Origin of the sequence: Rhizobium glycinendophyticum (assembly GCF_006443685.1) — a bacterium.
Classification (GTDB): Bacteria; Pseudomonadota; Alphaproteobacteria; order Rhizobiales; family Rhizobiaceae; genus Allorhizobium; species Allorhizobium glycinendophyticum.
In genome coordinates this window covers 23,650-39,500 of record NZ_VFYP01000009.1, presented here as the reverse complement: position 1 = coordinate 39,500, position 15,851 = coordinate 23,650, and the positions used below count along the sequence as shown (strand labels likewise).

Annotated in this window: 13 protein-coding genes and 2 pseudogenes; 10 read left to right on the top strand and 5 right to left on the bottom strand. The window is 57.6% G+C overall.

All coding sequences use genetic code 11. The features are described from left to right. The first annotated feature begins 11 nt into the window (after positions 1-11). From FJQ55_RS22945 to FJQ55_RS22920, 6 genes are all read left to right on the top strand, one after another. A complete protein-coding gene (locus FJQ55_RS22945; RefSeq protein ID WP_140832478.1) occupies positions 12-1,055 on the top strand; it encodes a Gfo/Idh/MocA family protein in 1,044 nt (347 codons plus the stop codon). A gap of 4 nt (positions 1,056-1,059) precedes the next feature. Next, positions 1,060-1,962, top strand: a complete 903-nt coding sequence (locus tag FJQ55_RS22940; RefSeq protein ID WP_140832476.1) for a sugar phosphate isomerase/epimerase family protein — start codon at positions 1,060-1,062, stop codon at positions 1,960-1,962. Between the two features lie 64 nt (positions 1,963-2,026). Further along, positions 2,027-3,262 carry an ABC transporter substrate-binding protein gene (locus FJQ55_RS22935; RefSeq protein ID WP_140832474.1) on the top strand — a complete coding sequence of 412 codons (1,236 nt, stop codon included), beginning with the start codon at positions 2,027-2,029 and terminating at the stop codon, positions 3,260-3,262. A gap of 137 nt (positions 3,263-3,399) precedes the next feature. Beyond that, positions 3,400-4,302, top strand: a complete 903-nt coding sequence (locus FJQ55_RS22930; RefSeq protein WP_140832472.1) for a carbohydrate ABC transporter permease — start codon at positions 3,400-3,402, stop codon at positions 4,300-4,302. Then, entirely contained in the window at positions 4,299-5,126 is an 828-nt protein-coding gene (locus tag FJQ55_RS22925; RefSeq protein ID WP_140832470.1) for a carbohydrate ABC transporter permease, read from the top strand. Before FJQ55_RS22930 ends, FJQ55_RS22925 begins: the two co-directional genes overlap by 4 nt. Further along, positions 5,123-6,190 (top strand): ABC transporter ATP-binding protein, encoded by a 1,068-nt coding sequence (locus tag FJQ55_RS22920; RefSeq protein WP_140832468.1) that lies wholly within the window; start codon positions 5,123-5,125, stop codon positions 6,188-6,190. Before FJQ55_RS22925 ends, FJQ55_RS22920 begins: the two co-directional genes overlap by 4 nt. A gap of 276 nt (positions 6,191-6,466) precedes the next feature. Here FJQ55_RS22920 and FJQ55_RS22915 read toward each other — a convergent pair whose 3' ends face one another. Beyond that, positions 6,467-6,883, bottom strand: coding sequence for a hypothetical protein (locus tag FJQ55_RS22915; protein ID WP_140832466.1), 417 nt, complete (start codon positions 6,881-6,883; stop codon positions 6,467-6,469). A gap of 892 nt (positions 6,884-7,775) precedes the next feature. Then, positions 7,776-8,684: a nucleotidyltransferase and HEPN domain-containing protein gene (locus FJQ55_RS22910; RefSeq protein WP_140832558.1), complete on the bottom strand. Its 909-nt coding sequence runs from the start codon at positions 8,682-8,684 to the stop codon at positions 7,776-7,778. 374 nt (positions 8,685-9,058) lie between these two features. Here FJQ55_RS22910 and FJQ55_RS22905 point away from each other — a divergent pair, with 374 nt between their 5' ends. After that, entirely contained in the window at positions 9,059-10,234 is a 1,176-nt protein-coding gene (locus tag FJQ55_RS22905) for an osmoprotectant NAGGN system M42 family peptidase (RefSeq protein ID WP_140832464.1), read from the top strand. A gap of 34 nt (positions 10,235-10,268) precedes the next feature. Here FJQ55_RS22905 and FJQ55_RS23815 read toward each other — a convergent pair. Next, positions 10,269-10,397: pseudogene (locus FJQ55_RS23815) on the bottom strand (SMP-30/gluconolactonase/LRE family protein); the annotation flags it as partial. 379 nt (positions 10,398-10,776) lie between these two features. Between FJQ55_RS23815 and FJQ55_RS22895 the strand changes: the two are divergent. Then, positions 10,777-12,852 carry a tetratricopeptide repeat protein gene (locus FJQ55_RS22895; protein WP_140832462.1) on the top strand — a complete coding sequence of 692 codons (2,076 nt, stop codon included), beginning with the start codon at positions 10,777-10,779 and terminating at the stop codon, positions 12,850-12,852. Between the two features lie 28 nt (positions 12,853-12,880). Then, on the top strand, positions 12,881-13,099 hold the full coding sequence (locus FJQ55_RS22890) for a hypothetical protein (protein ID WP_140832460.1): 219 nt from the start codon (positions 12,881-12,883) through the stop codon (positions 13,097-13,099). 317 nt (positions 13,100-13,416) lie between these two features. Here the strand turns inward: FJQ55_RS22890 and FJQ55_RS22880 are convergent. Further along, positions 13,417-14,169, bottom strand: a pseudogene (locus tag FJQ55_RS22880) (IS5 family transposase). 68 nt (positions 14,170-14,237) lie between these two features. On the opposite strand from FJQ55_RS22880, the gene FJQ55_RS22875 reads away from it, so the two are divergent. Further along, the gene (locus tag FJQ55_RS22875; protein ID WP_167507787.1) at positions 14,238-14,660 is read left to right on the top strand and encodes a hypothetical protein; all 423 of its coding nucleotides are present in this window, start codon (positions 14,238-14,240) and stop codon (positions 14,658-14,660) included. Positions 14,661-14,929: 269 nt separating this feature from the next. Here the strand turns inward: FJQ55_RS22875 and FJQ55_RS22870 are convergent, their stop codons facing one another. Then, the gene (locus FJQ55_RS22870) at positions 14,930-15,847 is read right to left on the bottom strand and encodes an SMP-30/gluconolactonase/LRE family protein (RefSeq protein ID WP_140832456.1); all 918 of its coding nucleotides are present in this window, start codon (positions 15,845-15,847) and stop codon (positions 14,930-14,932) included. Positions 15,848-15,851 lie beyond the last annotated feature (4 nt).

Genomic DNA, 15,851 nt, shown 5'->3' with positions numbered 1-15,851 from the left:
GGAGGATTGCAGTGACATCAAGGGCCGTTTTATGCGGATGCGGAGCTATGGCCAGAGGTTGGCTAAAAGCGCTCCAGGCGGACGCCGATCTGCAAAGCGAGGTGGAGCTTGTCGGGCTCGTTGATCTCGATCGGGCGACAGCGCAGGCACTGGCTGACGAGTTTGGCCTGACCGACCTCGTCGTCGGTACAGACCTCTCTGCCGTTCTCAAGGATACCCGGGCCAACATGCTGTTCGACGTCGTCGTGCCTCAGGCCCGCGCAATCGTCGTTTCCACCGGCCTTCGCCATGGCTGTCACGTACTCTCCGAAAAGCCGCTCGCGACATCTCTGGAAGAGGGGGCGATGCTGCTTAAGCTCGCGGCCGAAACCGGTCGCGTGCACGCCGTCGTCCAGAACCGCCGCTTTATTGTGGGTATCAGGCGCTTGCGACGCGCGGTCGACGAAGGCCTGATCGGCGAGCTCACAGGCATCCATTGCGATTTCTTCCTCGGTCCCCATTTTGGCGGCTTTCGCGAAGCGATGGACAATATCCTGCTTCTCGACATGGCGATCCACACATTTGACGCTGCACGTTTCGTCTCGGGTAAAGAGCCGCTTTCAGTCTATTGCGTCGAAACCAATCCCTCCGGCTCCTGGTATGCCCATGGGGCGGCCGCAAATGCCATCTTCCGGCTTTCGGGCGATGCCGTCTTCACCTATCGCGGTTCCTGGTGTGCCGAGGGGCGGCGCACCAGCTGGGAAAGCGCCTGGCGCCTGGTCGGCTCGAAGGGCATGCTGACCTGGGACGGCGAAGAGGCGTTCGAAGTGACCGTGGCCGGCAAGGAGCCCGGCCTGTTGCGAGGATTTGAGACGCTCGCCTTGCCGCAAGCGCCGGATGATGCCGAAACCCACGGGCACCGCAGCGTGCTGTCGGATTTCGTCCGCGCCGTGCGCGACGGCACCACGCCTGAAACCGTCAGCACCGACAATATCAAGAGCCTCGCGATGGTCCTCGGCGCAATCGAAAGCGCCCGGACCGGCCTGGCCGTCGACATTTCTTCAGAAGGATTTTGAACCCGTGAGCAATCCCGCATCATCGATCCGTATCGGCACCATGGTCAGCGCAAGCGGCGGCAAGGCAGCCGAGCGCATCGGCCAGATCGCCGACATGGGATTCGAAAGCTTCGAGCCCTTCTTCTGGCAGACGACCAACGGCCAGGATCTGGCCGAGCTTGGCAAACGCTGCGTCGAGGCCGTTGCTGGCCGCGACATCACGATTTCGACGCTCGGCATGTTCGGCAATCCGCTGGAAGAAACAGATATGGATCTGCAGACCCTGCAAGGATGGAAGGATTGCATCGACAATGCTCATCATTTCGGTGCGACCTGTGTCGCCGGCTTCACCGGGCGGATCCGCAACAAACCTCTGACCGACAGTCTGCCGCGCTACCGCGAAATCTGGAGCGAGCTCGCCAAACGTGCCGCCGACAAGGGTGTCAAAATTGCCTTCGAAAATTGCGCCATGGACGGCAACTGGCAGACCGGCGACTGGAACATCGCCCACAATCCGGATGCCTGGGAACTGATCTTCAACGAGACACCCGACGATCATATCGGGCTCGAATGGGAGCCATGCCACCAGATGGTTTACCTGATCGATCCGATCCCGCAGATCCGCAAATGGGCGCACAAGTTCTTTCACGTGCATGGCAAGGACGCCACCATTCGCTGGGACGTGATCAAAGAGCACGGGATTTTCGGCAAGCATCCCTTCGTCTTCATGCGCACGCCGGGATTTGGCGACACCAACTGGACGGATGTGATTTCCGAACTGCGGCTCGCGGGCTGGTCGGGTTCGATCGACATCGAGGGCTGGCACGATCCGGTCTACCGCGACGCGCTCGAGATGACCGGCCAGGTTCATGGCCTGAACTATCTGAAGAATTGCCGGGGCGGAGACTTCGTCATCGATCCGCAATGAAGACTGCCGGCAGGCTTGGAGGAAGCCGGTCGGATCAATGGTCCAACACGAAAAGGAGGAGAGCATGTCTATCCGCAACAGCCTGATGGCGGGCGCATTGGCGCTCAGCTGCGTATCCGGCCTCGCCATGGCAGCCCATGCGCAGGAAGAAGTCACGATCACGATCTGGAGCCTCGACAAGCCGGAGCAGCCGGCCTTCAATCTCGCCAAGGAATTTGACGAGAAGGAGCCCGGTATCAAGGTCGAATACCGACTGATCCAGTTCGATGACGTCGTCTCGGAAGCCATGCGCGCCTACTCGACCGGCCAGGCACCCGATATCATCGCGATCGACAACCCCGACCACGCGCTGTTTTCCTCGCGCGGTGCCTTTCTGGACCTGACCGACAGGATTGCGAAGTCAGAAGTGATCAAGCCGGCGAATTATTTCCCCGGGCCACTGAATTCCGTCACCTGGGATGGCAAGCTTTTCGGCGTGCCTAAGGCAACGAACACGATCGCGCTTTACTACAATGCCGACATGTTCAAGGAAAAAGGTCTCGATCCGGACAAGCCACCGCAGACCTGGGCTGAACTGCTCGACGCGGCACGCAAACTGACTGATCCCTCAAAGAACGTCTACGGCCTCGCCTTCTCAGCCAAGGCAAGCGAAGAGGGGACTTTCCAGTTCCTGCCATGGGCCCAGATGGGTGGCGGCAGCTATCAGAAGATCAATACTGATGGTGCAGTCAAGGCCTTGGAAACCTGGAAGACGATCATGGACGAGAAGCTTGCCTCGCCTGACAGCCTGACCCGTGGCCAGTGGGATTCGACCGGCACCTTCAATTCCGGCAATGCGGCCATGGCAATTTCCGGCCCTTGGGAACTCAACCGAATGTCGGATGAAGCCAAGTTCGACTGGCGCGTGGCGCTTCTGCCGGTACCTGAGGCCGGCGCCGAACGCTCGTCCGCCATGGGTGACTTCAACTGGGCCATCTTCTCCAATTCCAAGCACCCGGATGAAGCTTTCAAGGCGCTCGAATACTTCGCGTCCCAGGACGACAAGATGTTCGAGAAGTACGGCCAGCTTCCGGCCCGTTCCGACATCACGCTGCCAGCAACCGGCAACGAGAAGAAGGACGCAGCACTCAAAGTGTTCCAGGAGCAGCTGCAATACGCCAAGGCACGCGGTCCGCATCCGGAATGGCCGAAGATCTCCAAAGCAATCCAGGATGCCATACAGGCAGCCCTGACCGGTCAGATGACGCCGAAGGACGCGCTGGATCAAGCAGCAGAGACCATCAGCGCCGTTACGGGTTGAGCGATCGGCGAAAGCTGCGGTTCTAGCCCCAATCAAGGCCGCAGTTTAGCCTCTTCAACCTCCCGGAGGGCCGTCCTCGTTCCCCAAGTCGCGGGGGCGGCCCGACCGGAGATGCCAATCGCCATGCGGAGACATCCATGCGCAAGATCTTATCCAGCCTCACCGACGGGCGCGGCTTCGATATCGGGCTCGTCGCTTTCCCGCTTGGCTTCCTGTTCCTGATGTCGGGGTTACCGCTTCTCTACAATGTGCTGATGAGTTTCCAGGAAGTCGACATGTTCTCGCTCGGCACGCTGTTTCGCCCGTTCGTCGGGCTGAAGAACTACGTCGCTCTGTTTTCGCAGCGTGAAACCTGGCCGATCTTCGCCAATACCGCGATCTTCGTTGCGGCCTCGATCGCCGGGCAATTTCTGATCGGCTTTGGATTGGCACTGTTCTTCTGGACGAACTTTCCCGGCGCGTCCTGGCTGCGCGGACTGTTCCTCGTCTCCTGGGTCATGCCAGGTCTGGTCGTCGGTGCCATCTGGAACTGGATCCTCTCTGGCGATTTCGGCGTCCTCAACTTCTTCCTGCGCGAGGCCGGTCTCATCTCGCAAAACATCTTCTGGCGATCCGATCCGCATTATTCGCTTTGGGCTGTCATCATCGCCAATATCTGGCTTGGGACTTCCTTCAATATGATCCTGCTCTCCGTCGGTCTTTCTGGCATTCCCAAGGATCTTTACGAGGCAGCTGAACTCGATGGTGCCAATGTCTGGCAACGGTTCTGGACGATTACCCTGCCGATGATGCGCTCGACGATCGGCGCCATCGTTTCGCTTGGCCTTATCTTCACCCTGCAGCAGTTCGATCTCTTTGCCGCCATCACAGCCGGTGGGCCGAACAATTCGTCCAATGTCGCGCAATACTGGGCCTGGGATCTTTCGTTCAAGCAGTATGACTTTGCCAGGGGTGCTACGATCTCTGTGATCATGATCATCTTTGTCATGCTGGCATCGCTCGTCTATGTCCGCTCGACGCGTCAGGAGATCCGCGGATGAGCGAGACTGCATACAACCGCCTGATGCTGGCGATCGCTATCGTACTGGCCGCGATCTATCTCTTCCCGCTCTACTGGATGTATATCACCACCGTGAAGACGGGGTCGGCGATGTTTGCAACGCCGCCGACCTTCTGGCCGAGCGATCCGCAATGGGGTGCATTTTCCTATGTATGGGAAAGCCGCAACATGGCGCGCAATCTGTGGAATTCGCTGGTGATTGCCACTGGGGCCGTTGCCCTCATCACCGTGCTTGGAACCGGCTGCGCCTATGTTCTTGCCCGCTATCGCAATGGCTGGGTCGATATCGGGCTCTTTTTGATCCTGATGCTGCAGGTCCTGCCGGCCTCGTTGATGATCACCCCGATCTTTGTCGGCTTCTCGCAGATCGGCATGCTGGAATATCCCCGCCTAGCGGTCATCATCGCGATTGCCGCAAAAAGCATGCCCTTCTTTGTCGTCCTTGTCCGCGCCACTTTCATGAGCGTGCCGATGGAACTGGAGGAGGCGGCCCTTGTCGACGGCAATTCGAGGGTAGGGGCCTTCTTTCACATCGTGCTTCCACTTGCCCGCAACGGCATTTTGGTGTCGGCCATCCTCATCTTCATGCAGGCCTTTGGCGAATTCGTCTACTCGAAGTCGATCATCCAGGCCGTCGAATACCAGCCGGCGAGCGTCGGGCTCAACTCCTTCATGGGCCCCAATACCAACGAGTGGAACAACATCATGGCCTATGCCACGATGTATGTGACCCCGATCCTCGCCGTCTTCGTCCTTCTGCAGCGCCGGATTGTGTCCGGCCTGACTTCCGGAGCGCTTAAATGAACCACCAGATCGAACTTTCGGGCGTCAACAAGTATTACGGTGCCTATCACGCATTGCGCAACATCGACCTGAAGATCAAGAAGGGCTCGTTCGTCGCACTGGTCGGTCCCTCAGGTTGCGGAAAATCGACCCTTCTGCGCTCGCTGGCAGGTCTTGAAAGCATCTCAGCCGGTGATCTGGTGATCGGGGGTGAGCGCATGAACAATGTACCGCCGCGAAAGCGCGATCTTGCCATGGTGTTCCAGTCCTATGCGCTCTATCCGCATATGACGGTGGAAGAGAATCTAACCTATTCGCTGCGCATCCGCGGGGTGAAGAAAGTCGAGGCGAAAAAGGCGGCTGAAGAGGTCGCGGCGACAACGGGTCTGTCGAACCTCCTTCACCGGTATCCGCGGGAGCTTTCCGGTGGTCAGCGCCAGCGCGTTGCGATGAGCCGGGCGATCATCCGCAACCCAAAGGCCTTCCTGTTTGACGAACCGCTTTCCAATCTCGATGCCGCATTGCGCGTCCACATGCGCAAGGAGATCCGTTCGCTGCACGATCGGCTCGGCGCAACGTCTGTCTACGTCACCCATGACCAGATCGAGGCGATGACCATGGCCGACCATGTCGTTGTCATGCGACAGGGGGTGATCGAACAGCAGGGCGCGCCGCTCGAGCTCTATGATCGGCCGACCAACAAGTTTGTCGCCGGTTTCATCGGCTCGCCGGCGATGAATTTCATTCCGGCAACGTCGGATGTAGACGGTCAGTCGCTGGTGCTTGATCTCGGATCACCGCAGGTCGTCAAGTTGGGCCGTCCTGTCCCTGAGGTCGACCAACTGATCGTCGGGTTGCGTCCCGAACATCTGCGCATCGTGCCTGACCACGAAGCAATGTTGCGGCTTCCCGTCGGCGTGGTCGAAAGCACGGGTTCGACGACCTATATTTCCTCTGCCACCTCGCCCGAGATCAATGTGGTGGTCGGGGAGAGGCAGAACCTCACGCATGGTCAGATGATCGGGCTATCCTTCGATCCGAAAAACCTGCACCTCTTCGATCAGGAGACGGAGAAGCGGCTCTGACGGCATGATGTCGTGTTTGAGCGGAAGCAGGAACATAGAGTGTCATCGGGTGCAGGACGCTGCCAGACGCTTCTACACGTGATCGCGATTTCGCTCCCCCGTGTTCAAGACTGTCCTCGATACCGGAAGCGGACGCCACTTATGAGATTTTGCGCTTATAGGCTTGCGGTTTTGCTTGGCGTGCAGTCGGGCGTGCTGGATGCCACCTAAACAGCCTCGTTAAGGATCAATGGCCGCAGTGCGGTCGTGCTCATCCTTGCTTGTGAGGAACGAGAGCTATGGCGAACTGTCGGTTTGATCATGCCAATTCTCCTTGAAGAGCGCGGTGCCTGCTGGAGGCCGGCGTAAGGCGATGGGACTGAGGTCTCCTGCTCCCAGACGGCGTACAGGCCGCCATGTGACCATCTTGCTCTGGCTGGCCGTCTCGAGAAGTTGAAGAACTGCCCGGTAGGTCGTGATATCATTTTGCCGATCAAGATAGGAGGCAAGAGCCTCTTCCGTAAGGTCTTCTGCCGGAAGGTCCGCGCCGACGAAGTCAACGAGGCCTTTTGCCCGAGCATACATAAGGGTGCCGGTGACAATCGAGTGCCAGCCTTCTCGCTTCTTCCACGCAATTCTCAATACGTCGGCAAGCGTTCCTTTCACCGGTTCGACCAGTGGCCAGGCCCCAGTGGACCGCGCAGCACTGATCATTGCAGCCTCAAGTTCGACGGCATCTGCCCTCGTTGCGGCTGCATCAACAAGGAGCGCTCCGCGCGCTCTGCCGCTCACCGTTACGACTCGGAGGTTTCCTTCACGACGTATGACCATGCGATCGACCTGAAGACTTGCCCACAGAACACAAGCGTAATGGTGACGCAGAGATGTCGGGCGTACAAGCCTAAGGTTAACATAATCAGCAGACACGGGGTTTGGACCAAAACTTCTTCGGCTCGGGATGCTTGGGGGATCGGTGACCATCCAGTCTGTCTGCCGGCACGTCGGATATCGTGGCGGATCGCCCGTTTCTTCCACGCAGCTCTTTCGATCTACCGCGCCCGCCCCACCGCAGGCGGGCCGAAGCCATCGGGACTAGATTGCCCTCGGCTGCTATTCGGCGAGATAGATGATTCAAAGATCTTTGCGGCTATGAATTGACAAAACCCGCTCCTCAGGGAGGAGCGGGTCTAGTGGGGGGCGCCCATCATTTGGCGATCATGAGCGCTGAGACTATCTATATGTCCGAACAAGGCGTGGAGCAAGACAGAATTTCCGCATCGTGATTTTATACTTAATGCCGTCCGGTTCTTGACTATATTTGCTTCGGGCAGGTTAGGCGTCGCGAGATATAGAGCCTCGTGGAAACGGCCCGCGATAAGGGCAACGAGTGGGCTTGGTGAATGAGCAGCTACAGGTTCGAGCCTTTTGAGTAGCACATGGCTGGTTTTCGCCAGAGCGCGCAATCTTGACTTGGGTTCGGCTGCCGTTTCAGATTCGGTCTGGGTACAAGCGAGAAGCCAGCGCCACCCAATGCGCAGTGCGCAGTTCCGAGAGCAATAGGTCCCTCTATGGGCATGCGCCGAACGCCGGAACAAACCCGTGACCCTTATCCCGCATTGCGAGCCAACATCTGAAGCCGTTCCGTACAAACGTGCCTTACAAGATCAAGCAAAATGGCCGTCCGCTCATGCAACCAGGCCAACGCTTCCTCACTAATCTCGAAATGCCTGGAATATCGTGCTTTCACATAGGCCTCGTTCAAAGTGTTGAACCACGCGCGTTCCCGATGCTGGTCGCGTGGAAATGCCTGGGCCAACCGGCGATCCTGACCTTCGGCCAGCGAGCGGAGAAACTTGATATTGTGGGAGGGCGGCCCGTAGTTGGTTAGGGTCAGCAGTACGCAAGAATATGCTTGCTCTAGCGACTGATGAAGCTCGAAAGCGGAGTGCTCAAAATACGCGCGGGCTGTGGCCAAGCGCGCCATTTCCTCAAACCGTGTGGCTGCGGTGAACCTCTGCTCAAAAAGTTCGGTTGCTACCCGGAGCCGAGCGACGGGATCAAGTCGCTTCGGTTCGGCCAGCGGCTCATCGTCGAGCTCGTAGAGAACGATGCCTTCCTTGCGAATATCCGAGAAGAAGTACTGCCCTTCCTTCAGGTAGGTGTTTACCTCGCGCAGTGAATGCACAATGAAGCTCACAGGCGTCTCGATCGCATTGTCGCGGTTCAGCCGGTCTGCGGCTTTGTACCAGTAGTCGGCGAATTCGCAGAGCTTGCGATTGTTGACGATGACGAGGAGGTCGAAGTCGGAGCGGTAGCCCTTCATCGTGAACGGTTCGTCCACCCACCCTCCTTTGGCATAGGAGCCGAACAGGATGATCTTTAGGATCCTGCCGCGCTTCTTGAACTCCGCCGATCCTTCTTTCAACGCATCCTCGAATTCCTCGTGCAGGATTTCCAGGACGCGCCCGAGTTCCCGTTGCTTGCGGAGCGGCATGTGATCGAGAGAGGACTTCATCATGGGCGGGCAACGATCCGCAGTCTGGCTGCTATGAAGGGCTGTTGGAAATGGAGACTATCAATTGTTTGAGTCTACACCAACGCTGGCTTCTGACCAACACTAGTACGAGTAGAATGCTCGGAAGCCTGACGCCAATCGGTATGCCACCAGCCTGAGCAGTGTGGTTGAACACGCGGTTGCAACCATCATCTGCAGCATAGTTAGACCTCAGGAATAGCTGTGAGAGGAAATCAAACGACTTGGCTTAGAGCAGCCGACCGACGGTCAGCATCCGAAAATACCGCCTTTCCCGCCCTTGGCCCGCCTTCAGGGGATTGCAATCTGAACCCTCAAAAGCTTGATCTTGCGTGTATGCGCGACAGATTGGGTGCATGCAGGAACCGATCACCATTGATGCCGACTATCTGACAAGTCGCTTGAAGGCCTTGCTCTCTATCCCGAGTCCCACTGGCTTTACAGACGAGGTTGCCCGTTATTGCGCGAAAGAACTGGAAAAACTTGGGCTGACCGTCATGTTGACGAGGCGGGGCGCAATCAGAGCACTGAGGCCTGGTTCTGCACGCCGCCCGGCGCGCGGGATCGTCTCCCATCTCGACACGTTGGGGGCGCAGGTGAAAGCGCTGAAAGAAAACGGGCGGCTGGAGCTGGTATCGATCGGTCACTGGTCGGCGCGCTTTGCCGAGGGCGCTCGGGTATCGATCTTCTCATCGAAAGGCATCTACCGCGGGACGATCCTGCCGCTCAAGGCCTCTGGTCATACGTTCAACGAGGAGGTCGACACCCAGCCGACGGGTTGGCCGCATGTTGAGCTCCGGGTCGATGCGCTTACCCGCCACCGCCATGAACTAGTGCAGCTCGGCATCGACGTCGGCGACATCGTTGCGGTCGATCCCCAACCGGAGTTTCTGGACAACGGCTTCATCGTCTCCCGGCATCTCGATGACAAGGCCGGCGTCGCCATTATGCTTGCCGCACTTGAGGCCATGCAGCGTCAGGAGGTCGAGACCCCTGTCGACACCTATTGGCTATTCACCATCGGCGAAGAAGTCGGCGTCGGGGCCTCGGCAGCGCTTGTGCCGGAGATTGCCTCGCTACTTGCCATCGACAACGGCACGACGGCGCCTGGACAAGCGTCCCAGGAATTTGGCGTGACACTTGCCATGGCGGACCAGACCGGTCCCTTCGACTACCATTTGTCGAAGAAGCTACACCAGATCTGCCTGGATCTGGGCGTGCCGGTGCAGAAGGACGTGTTCCGATACTATCGTTCGGATGCCGCGTCTGCGGTCGAGGCGGGCTACGATGTGCGCACAGCGCTCATCACCTTCGGCGTTGATGCCTCGCATGGCTACGAGCGCATCCACCTTCATGCGCTGATGTCCAATGCCAAGCTTGCGGTCTATTATGCCATGAGCGAGGTGCAGATCGAACGCGATGCGGAGGAAGTCTCTGGCCTGCGCGGGTTCACTCGTCAAACCATTCCTCAGGCGGAGCAGGATCTGGACCCGACGCAGGAGATCGACCCGTCCTCGATATTCCTCCGCTGACCTCCCAATCCGAATGTGCGAGTGTTTTTCTTCGGGGGCGTTGAGTGCCCGTCGTGGTGGTGTAGATCGAATAGAGAGATTTCGTCGCCGTGGTGAACAGACAGTTGCGGCGCGGCCCGCCGATGGTGAGGTTGGCAACGACCTGCCGCACCAGGATCTTGCCGGCCGTTTCTGAGATGAAACAACCACGACGTTTTATCCTTAGTCGGTTCAATTTCCACTAAACTTCTCGCGTGTAGCCCGACGGACAATGAACAGCCCGGCTTTCGGCAGTGCCGACGGCGGGCTGCAAACTACTTTACCTGTAACATCCGGAGGAGCGATTGAGCGAGTATGAGCGTCGTGCTGCACTGCGATAACACATTCGTTACTCAGCCTCGCCCCGAAGCTGTCACAATCTCAGCGCCCTGAATCCTATAGACATTCGCAATGGCATCTCATTTCCTGGTATCCTCGTCTGGGACCTTTGCGCGCTTTTAAGGTTTACAGCTTGTGTATGCCGGGTGAAAAGATATCGACACCTTCCCTATAGGAGACTTCTCATGAAACGGCCAAAGCTTCTCAAAGGCACGACCATACTCCTGGCACTTCTATTGAGCGGTACTACCCTTCAAAATACCTGGGCGGCGTCGTCCGGAGTAATGCCTTCCACCTATTCAGCCCTCGTGAAGATCGTGAAATCGACCAAGGTGGAGGCAGAGAAGTCAGAAGCACTGGCGAAGCTGCAGGATCTGGCCAAGAGCGATGCAGAAGCGATGCGAAGCCTTGCTGAGCTTTATCTGTCGGGATCCGGCGTTCCCTCTGATGTGCCGAGAGCGCTCGCATTATTGGAAGAGGCGGGGACCTCTGGATCGGCCGCCGCATGGCGTAAACTGTCTTCAGAGTATCAGTCTGGTAAGGTTGTCCCTCAAGACAAAGCAAAAGCTCTGGAATACACGCGGAAGGCCGCGGATCTTGGCGATCCCGGTGCGCAATATATCTTGGCTGAGGCGTTGCGAAAGGGAGAAGGAGCGCCGCGCGACGTTGAGACGGCCTTGGAGTTCTACGAGAAGGCAGCGGCCGAGGGCCATGCGGCTGCGCAATCACGGCTCGGGGGTCTCCTGCTTGATGGCAAGACCATGCCGCGAGATACCGCGCGCGCGCTCGAGCTCCTGCAGGCATCGTCGGAGAAAGGATATGGTTACGCGAAGGTCCAGCTGGGTGAGCTGTATCTGAAAGGTGAAGGCGTCGAAGCTGATCAGCAGCGCGGCATCGCACTCCTGCGTGAGGCCGCAGACAGCGGGGAGAAAAGAGCCAAATGGCGCCTGGCGGATGTTCAGCTCTCCGGGGAACTTGGGGACGACGAGCGAGATGCCGGCTTGGCAGCCCTTGAGGGTCTGAGTTTGGATGGCTATGCGGACGCGACGAGGTCATTGATTCGTTACTATTCAGATGCTGGTTGGATGTCAGACAGCGGAGAGCGGCTGGTTGAGCTTAACGTCAGGCTTGCCGATGCGGGCGATGCAGACTCCATGATAAGGCTTGGCGAGATCTACCGTGATGGGGTCTTGGTACCGGCAGACCTGAAAAAATCCGCGTCTTATTTCGCCGCGGCACAAGCAAGCGGTAGTTCCAAAGCTTGGCGCAGGGTTGCGGATGCCTCACTGCGGGGTTTCGGCGAAGATCAAGATCCGCAAAAAGCCGTCGCGCTTCTGCGGGCCGAAGCTGATAACGGCAATCTGGACGCGGCTCTCTATCTCGGCGATGTGCTGTCCAACGGCGACTATGTCGATGCGGATGTGAATAGAGCTGTCGCACTTTACCAAAAGGCTGCCGATGGCGGTAAAGTGCAAGCGTTGAAGCAGTTGGCGCGTCTGTATCTCAAGGGCGCGATGGGCGTCGACGGCAAGATAAAGGCTCGGGACTACCTGACACAGGCGATTGAAAAAGGTGACGATGAGAGCATCGTGATCTTGGCTAATGCGCATCTCAACCGTGCGTTCGGCAGGCAGTCCAATGCAAGGCAGGGCTTAAAGCTGCTGCAAGAGGCACGCCAGAAGGGGGTATCAGGAGCATCAACTACCCTTGCGGAACTTTACTTCCGTGGAAAGAGTGTGCCAAAGAATCCTGCTCAGGCGGTGCGGATTTTGACTGAAGAGGCTGACAAGGGAAATGCTGCTGCAGCAAAAGCTTTGATTGGCGCTTACAGATCAGGCAAAGGTAAGGCGTTTCCAGCGTCTCCGACTAAGGCGAAAACGGTCCTCGTAAAGTACTCAAAGCTTCTCAGTGACAATGAGCGTGGGCGTGAGAATTTTCTGCTGGAAGCTCTGACTGCAAGAAGCCTCGCTCAGTTTGAGAACCTCTACCAGCACATCGCCGCACTTCCTATCACGCAAAGACGCGGATACATCGAAGCAGTCAGGACTGCCAATCAAAACGCCTATGTGTATGTTCTGCAGCAGGGATTAAGGAAGGCCGGTCAATACGCTGGGCCTGTTAATGGCCTGCTGACCGCTTCGACGATCCGCGCGATCAGCGAGGCCTGTGACAAAGGACCGTCTGGAGACCGTTGCAGGACGGGTCCTTTGGGTAATGCAGCGGCGAGAGTTGTAGCTGTCCGCCTCGAAAACATCTTTTGACGCTAATATTGAAGGAAAGGAATACTCCGTGAAACCACACCGGGTCTCTATTTCGGTCGGCATGATTTCAATCGGTCTCGCAGCCTTCGCATCTACATCCGCCCTCGCAAAGGAAGACTTTAACATCAAGTACTTCGGCAAATGCGGTGCCTTGTATGATGGTGACAAGCTCGTAACGCGTTACAGCGGTAAGTCAGGCAAAACGACGGGATATGCGATCGGGACGGGTTGCAAGGATCTGAACTGATGGGGTGGATGCCCCCTCCAGCAGGCATCGGAGTATAATACGTGCCCAGCGCCATGGTGGCGCTCACGCAGAAAAGGCAGAGGACAAAGGTGCATATCCTTGCGATCGACCTCGCGAAGCGGAGCTTCCAAGTCTGTGGAAGGGATCGCGGCGGAGCGCGTGTGGATCCCCCAGTTTGGCAAGAAGATTCTTTGACCGTAGTCCGCGAACGAGGAATTCTGTCGGTCGTGTGTTTGGCCTTTTGATGTTGCCTGATTAGCTACGGGCCGGGATGCAGTTCGAAGAACAGGGACCTCGTTGGTTCAAATAGCTGTGTGCTAGGCCGTGGACTCGTTATGACGGAGTACGATGCGGATGCAAGCTAGCTTCGTCATCGCGAGAAACGTCATTCCGAGCTTGTCATATCGGGTTGCAACCCGCCTGTAGTATTTGAGCTTGTTAAAGAAACGCTCAATGAGATTGCGCTTTTTGTAAAGCCAAGGGCTGAAGACGATTGGCTTGCTTCAATTAGACTTTGGCGGAATGTTTGCCCATGAGCGTTCCGCTCTCAACTTTGAGCGTAACCAGTTGGCATCATAGGCTTTGTCCGCAAGAAGCATCGCACCCGACGGAAGATTATCGAGTAGTTCGCTCGCTGCCGTCAGGTCATGGGCATGGCCGGGTGTAATGGCAATCTTGATTGGCAATCCCTTTCCATCGGTCAAAGCATGGATTTTGGTTGTGAGACCGCCTCGACTTCTTCCAAGGCAGCGATCTGGATGGTCCGCCCTCAATGTCGCCGCTGAATGATGTACACGAATTGAAGTGCCATCGATCATCGTGATCCGATCATGCGATGCGCTGGTGATGGCGTCCATCAAACCGTCCCAGATTCCCGCTTTCATCCAACGTCGGAAGCGATTGTAGCAGGTGGTATAGGGGCCATATCGCTGTGGCACATCACGCCAAGGAGCACCTGATCGCAGAACCCAGAAAATGCCGTTAAGCACGCGGCGGTCATCAACACGCGGCACACCTCGTGGCTTGTTGGGCAACAGCGGCTCAATCACGCCCCACTCAGGGTCGGTCAGATCCTATTGGCTCATGCCGACACTGAATCAGATGTTGACCGCTGGTGGAAGACGTATAGCTTTGTTGCATGAAAGACGATCTTGAGATGCTCCTGCCCGACACGCTGCGATCCGTTGCTTGTCGCAACGGCGGTGAATGGGGTTGGCAACCTGAAACAATACCTCTGGTGATAGATGAAGCCGAGAAATTGGGCCTTCTCAACGTTGGCGGGCAACTGCAATTCCTTATGCCAGAAGGCACCTGCGAATGTTATCGGGTTGAGGTAAATGCGTTGAAGGGCGAGCCAGTCGGGTTAACCTGGAGCGAGCGCGTAGCGCTTTCCGCCAAAAACGCACGACGGCAAATGGTTGATATCACGCGATTTTACGATTTTATCGCAGAAGGGCGCAAAGCATTCGCAGGCCCTTTTGCTGCTTACGAAGCTACCGGTGGCAGCGTCCGCGACCGCATGTGCTTTATTTGGTACTTACAGGCGGACCGCCGCCCATAATTGCCTCGCCGCCCCTTTATGAGTTCACGACCTAGCCGACGCCCGCAAAACCGACGCGGACCGATCAGCGGTCTGCTCAGGACTCATTAAAGCACGACAGTCTGTTGGGGATGTAGAAGAACAGTGGCGAAGTGCTACACCGGATATGCGCTACGTCACCAGCTTTACGTCAATATGGCCGGTTCACCATGCCATTTCGTCCGATCATCCGTAGGTAGTAGTTTGGCCTCAGCCTGTCGGATCTGCGGACTGTAACTCGACGAGATTGCCTATGGCCGGTGCGCCCCAGTCGTTGCCGTGTAAATCGAGTAGAGCGATTTTGTGGCCGTGATGAAAAGACGATTGCGCCGGGGGCCTCCGAAAGTGAGATTGGCAACGACCTGCGGCACTAGGATCTTGCCGAGTAAAACGCCTTCGGGTGAGAAGCAGTGAACGCCGTCCGCCGCACTCGACCAGAGATTTCTGGACATGTCAACCCGCATGCCGTCGGGGATGCCCTTGTCGATGGTGGCGAAGACTTGTGGATTGGAGAGCGCGCGGCCATCTTCCGACACGTCGTAGACGAGGATATGGCGCGGTGCCTCCGGGGCGTGGCTTGCCCCTGAATCGGCCACATAAAGACGACGTTCATCGGGCGAGAAGGCAAGTCCGTTCGGCTGCAGGCAGTCATGCGCCATGATCGCAAGCGATCCCGTCGTTGGATCCAGCCGCCAGACGTTGCGGGTTTCCTGCTCTTCGTCTGCCTTGTAACCTTCATAGTCGGACAGGATTCCGTAGGAGGGGTCGCTGAACCAGACGCTGCCGTCGGAGCGTACGACGACGTCATTGGGCGAGTTCAATCGCTTGCCGTTGTAGCTGTCGGCCAGCACCGTGATTGTCCCGTCTATTTCCGTGCGCGTGACCCGGCGTTCACCGTGCTCACAGGAGACCAGTCGACCCTCACGGTCACGGGTATGGCCGTTGGCAAAGTTGGACGGGCTGCGGAAGACCGAGACGCCGCCACCCTCCACCCAGCGCAGGATACGCTGGTTGGGGATGTCGGAAAACAGGAGATGGCCGGCATCGTCGAACCACACGGGGCCTTCTGCCCAACGGCAGCCGGAATAGAGTTCTTCGAGCGACGCACTGCTGACGACGAGGTCGCGAAATCGCGGATCATGGATCTCGTAGAATGGATTGTCCGACATGGGT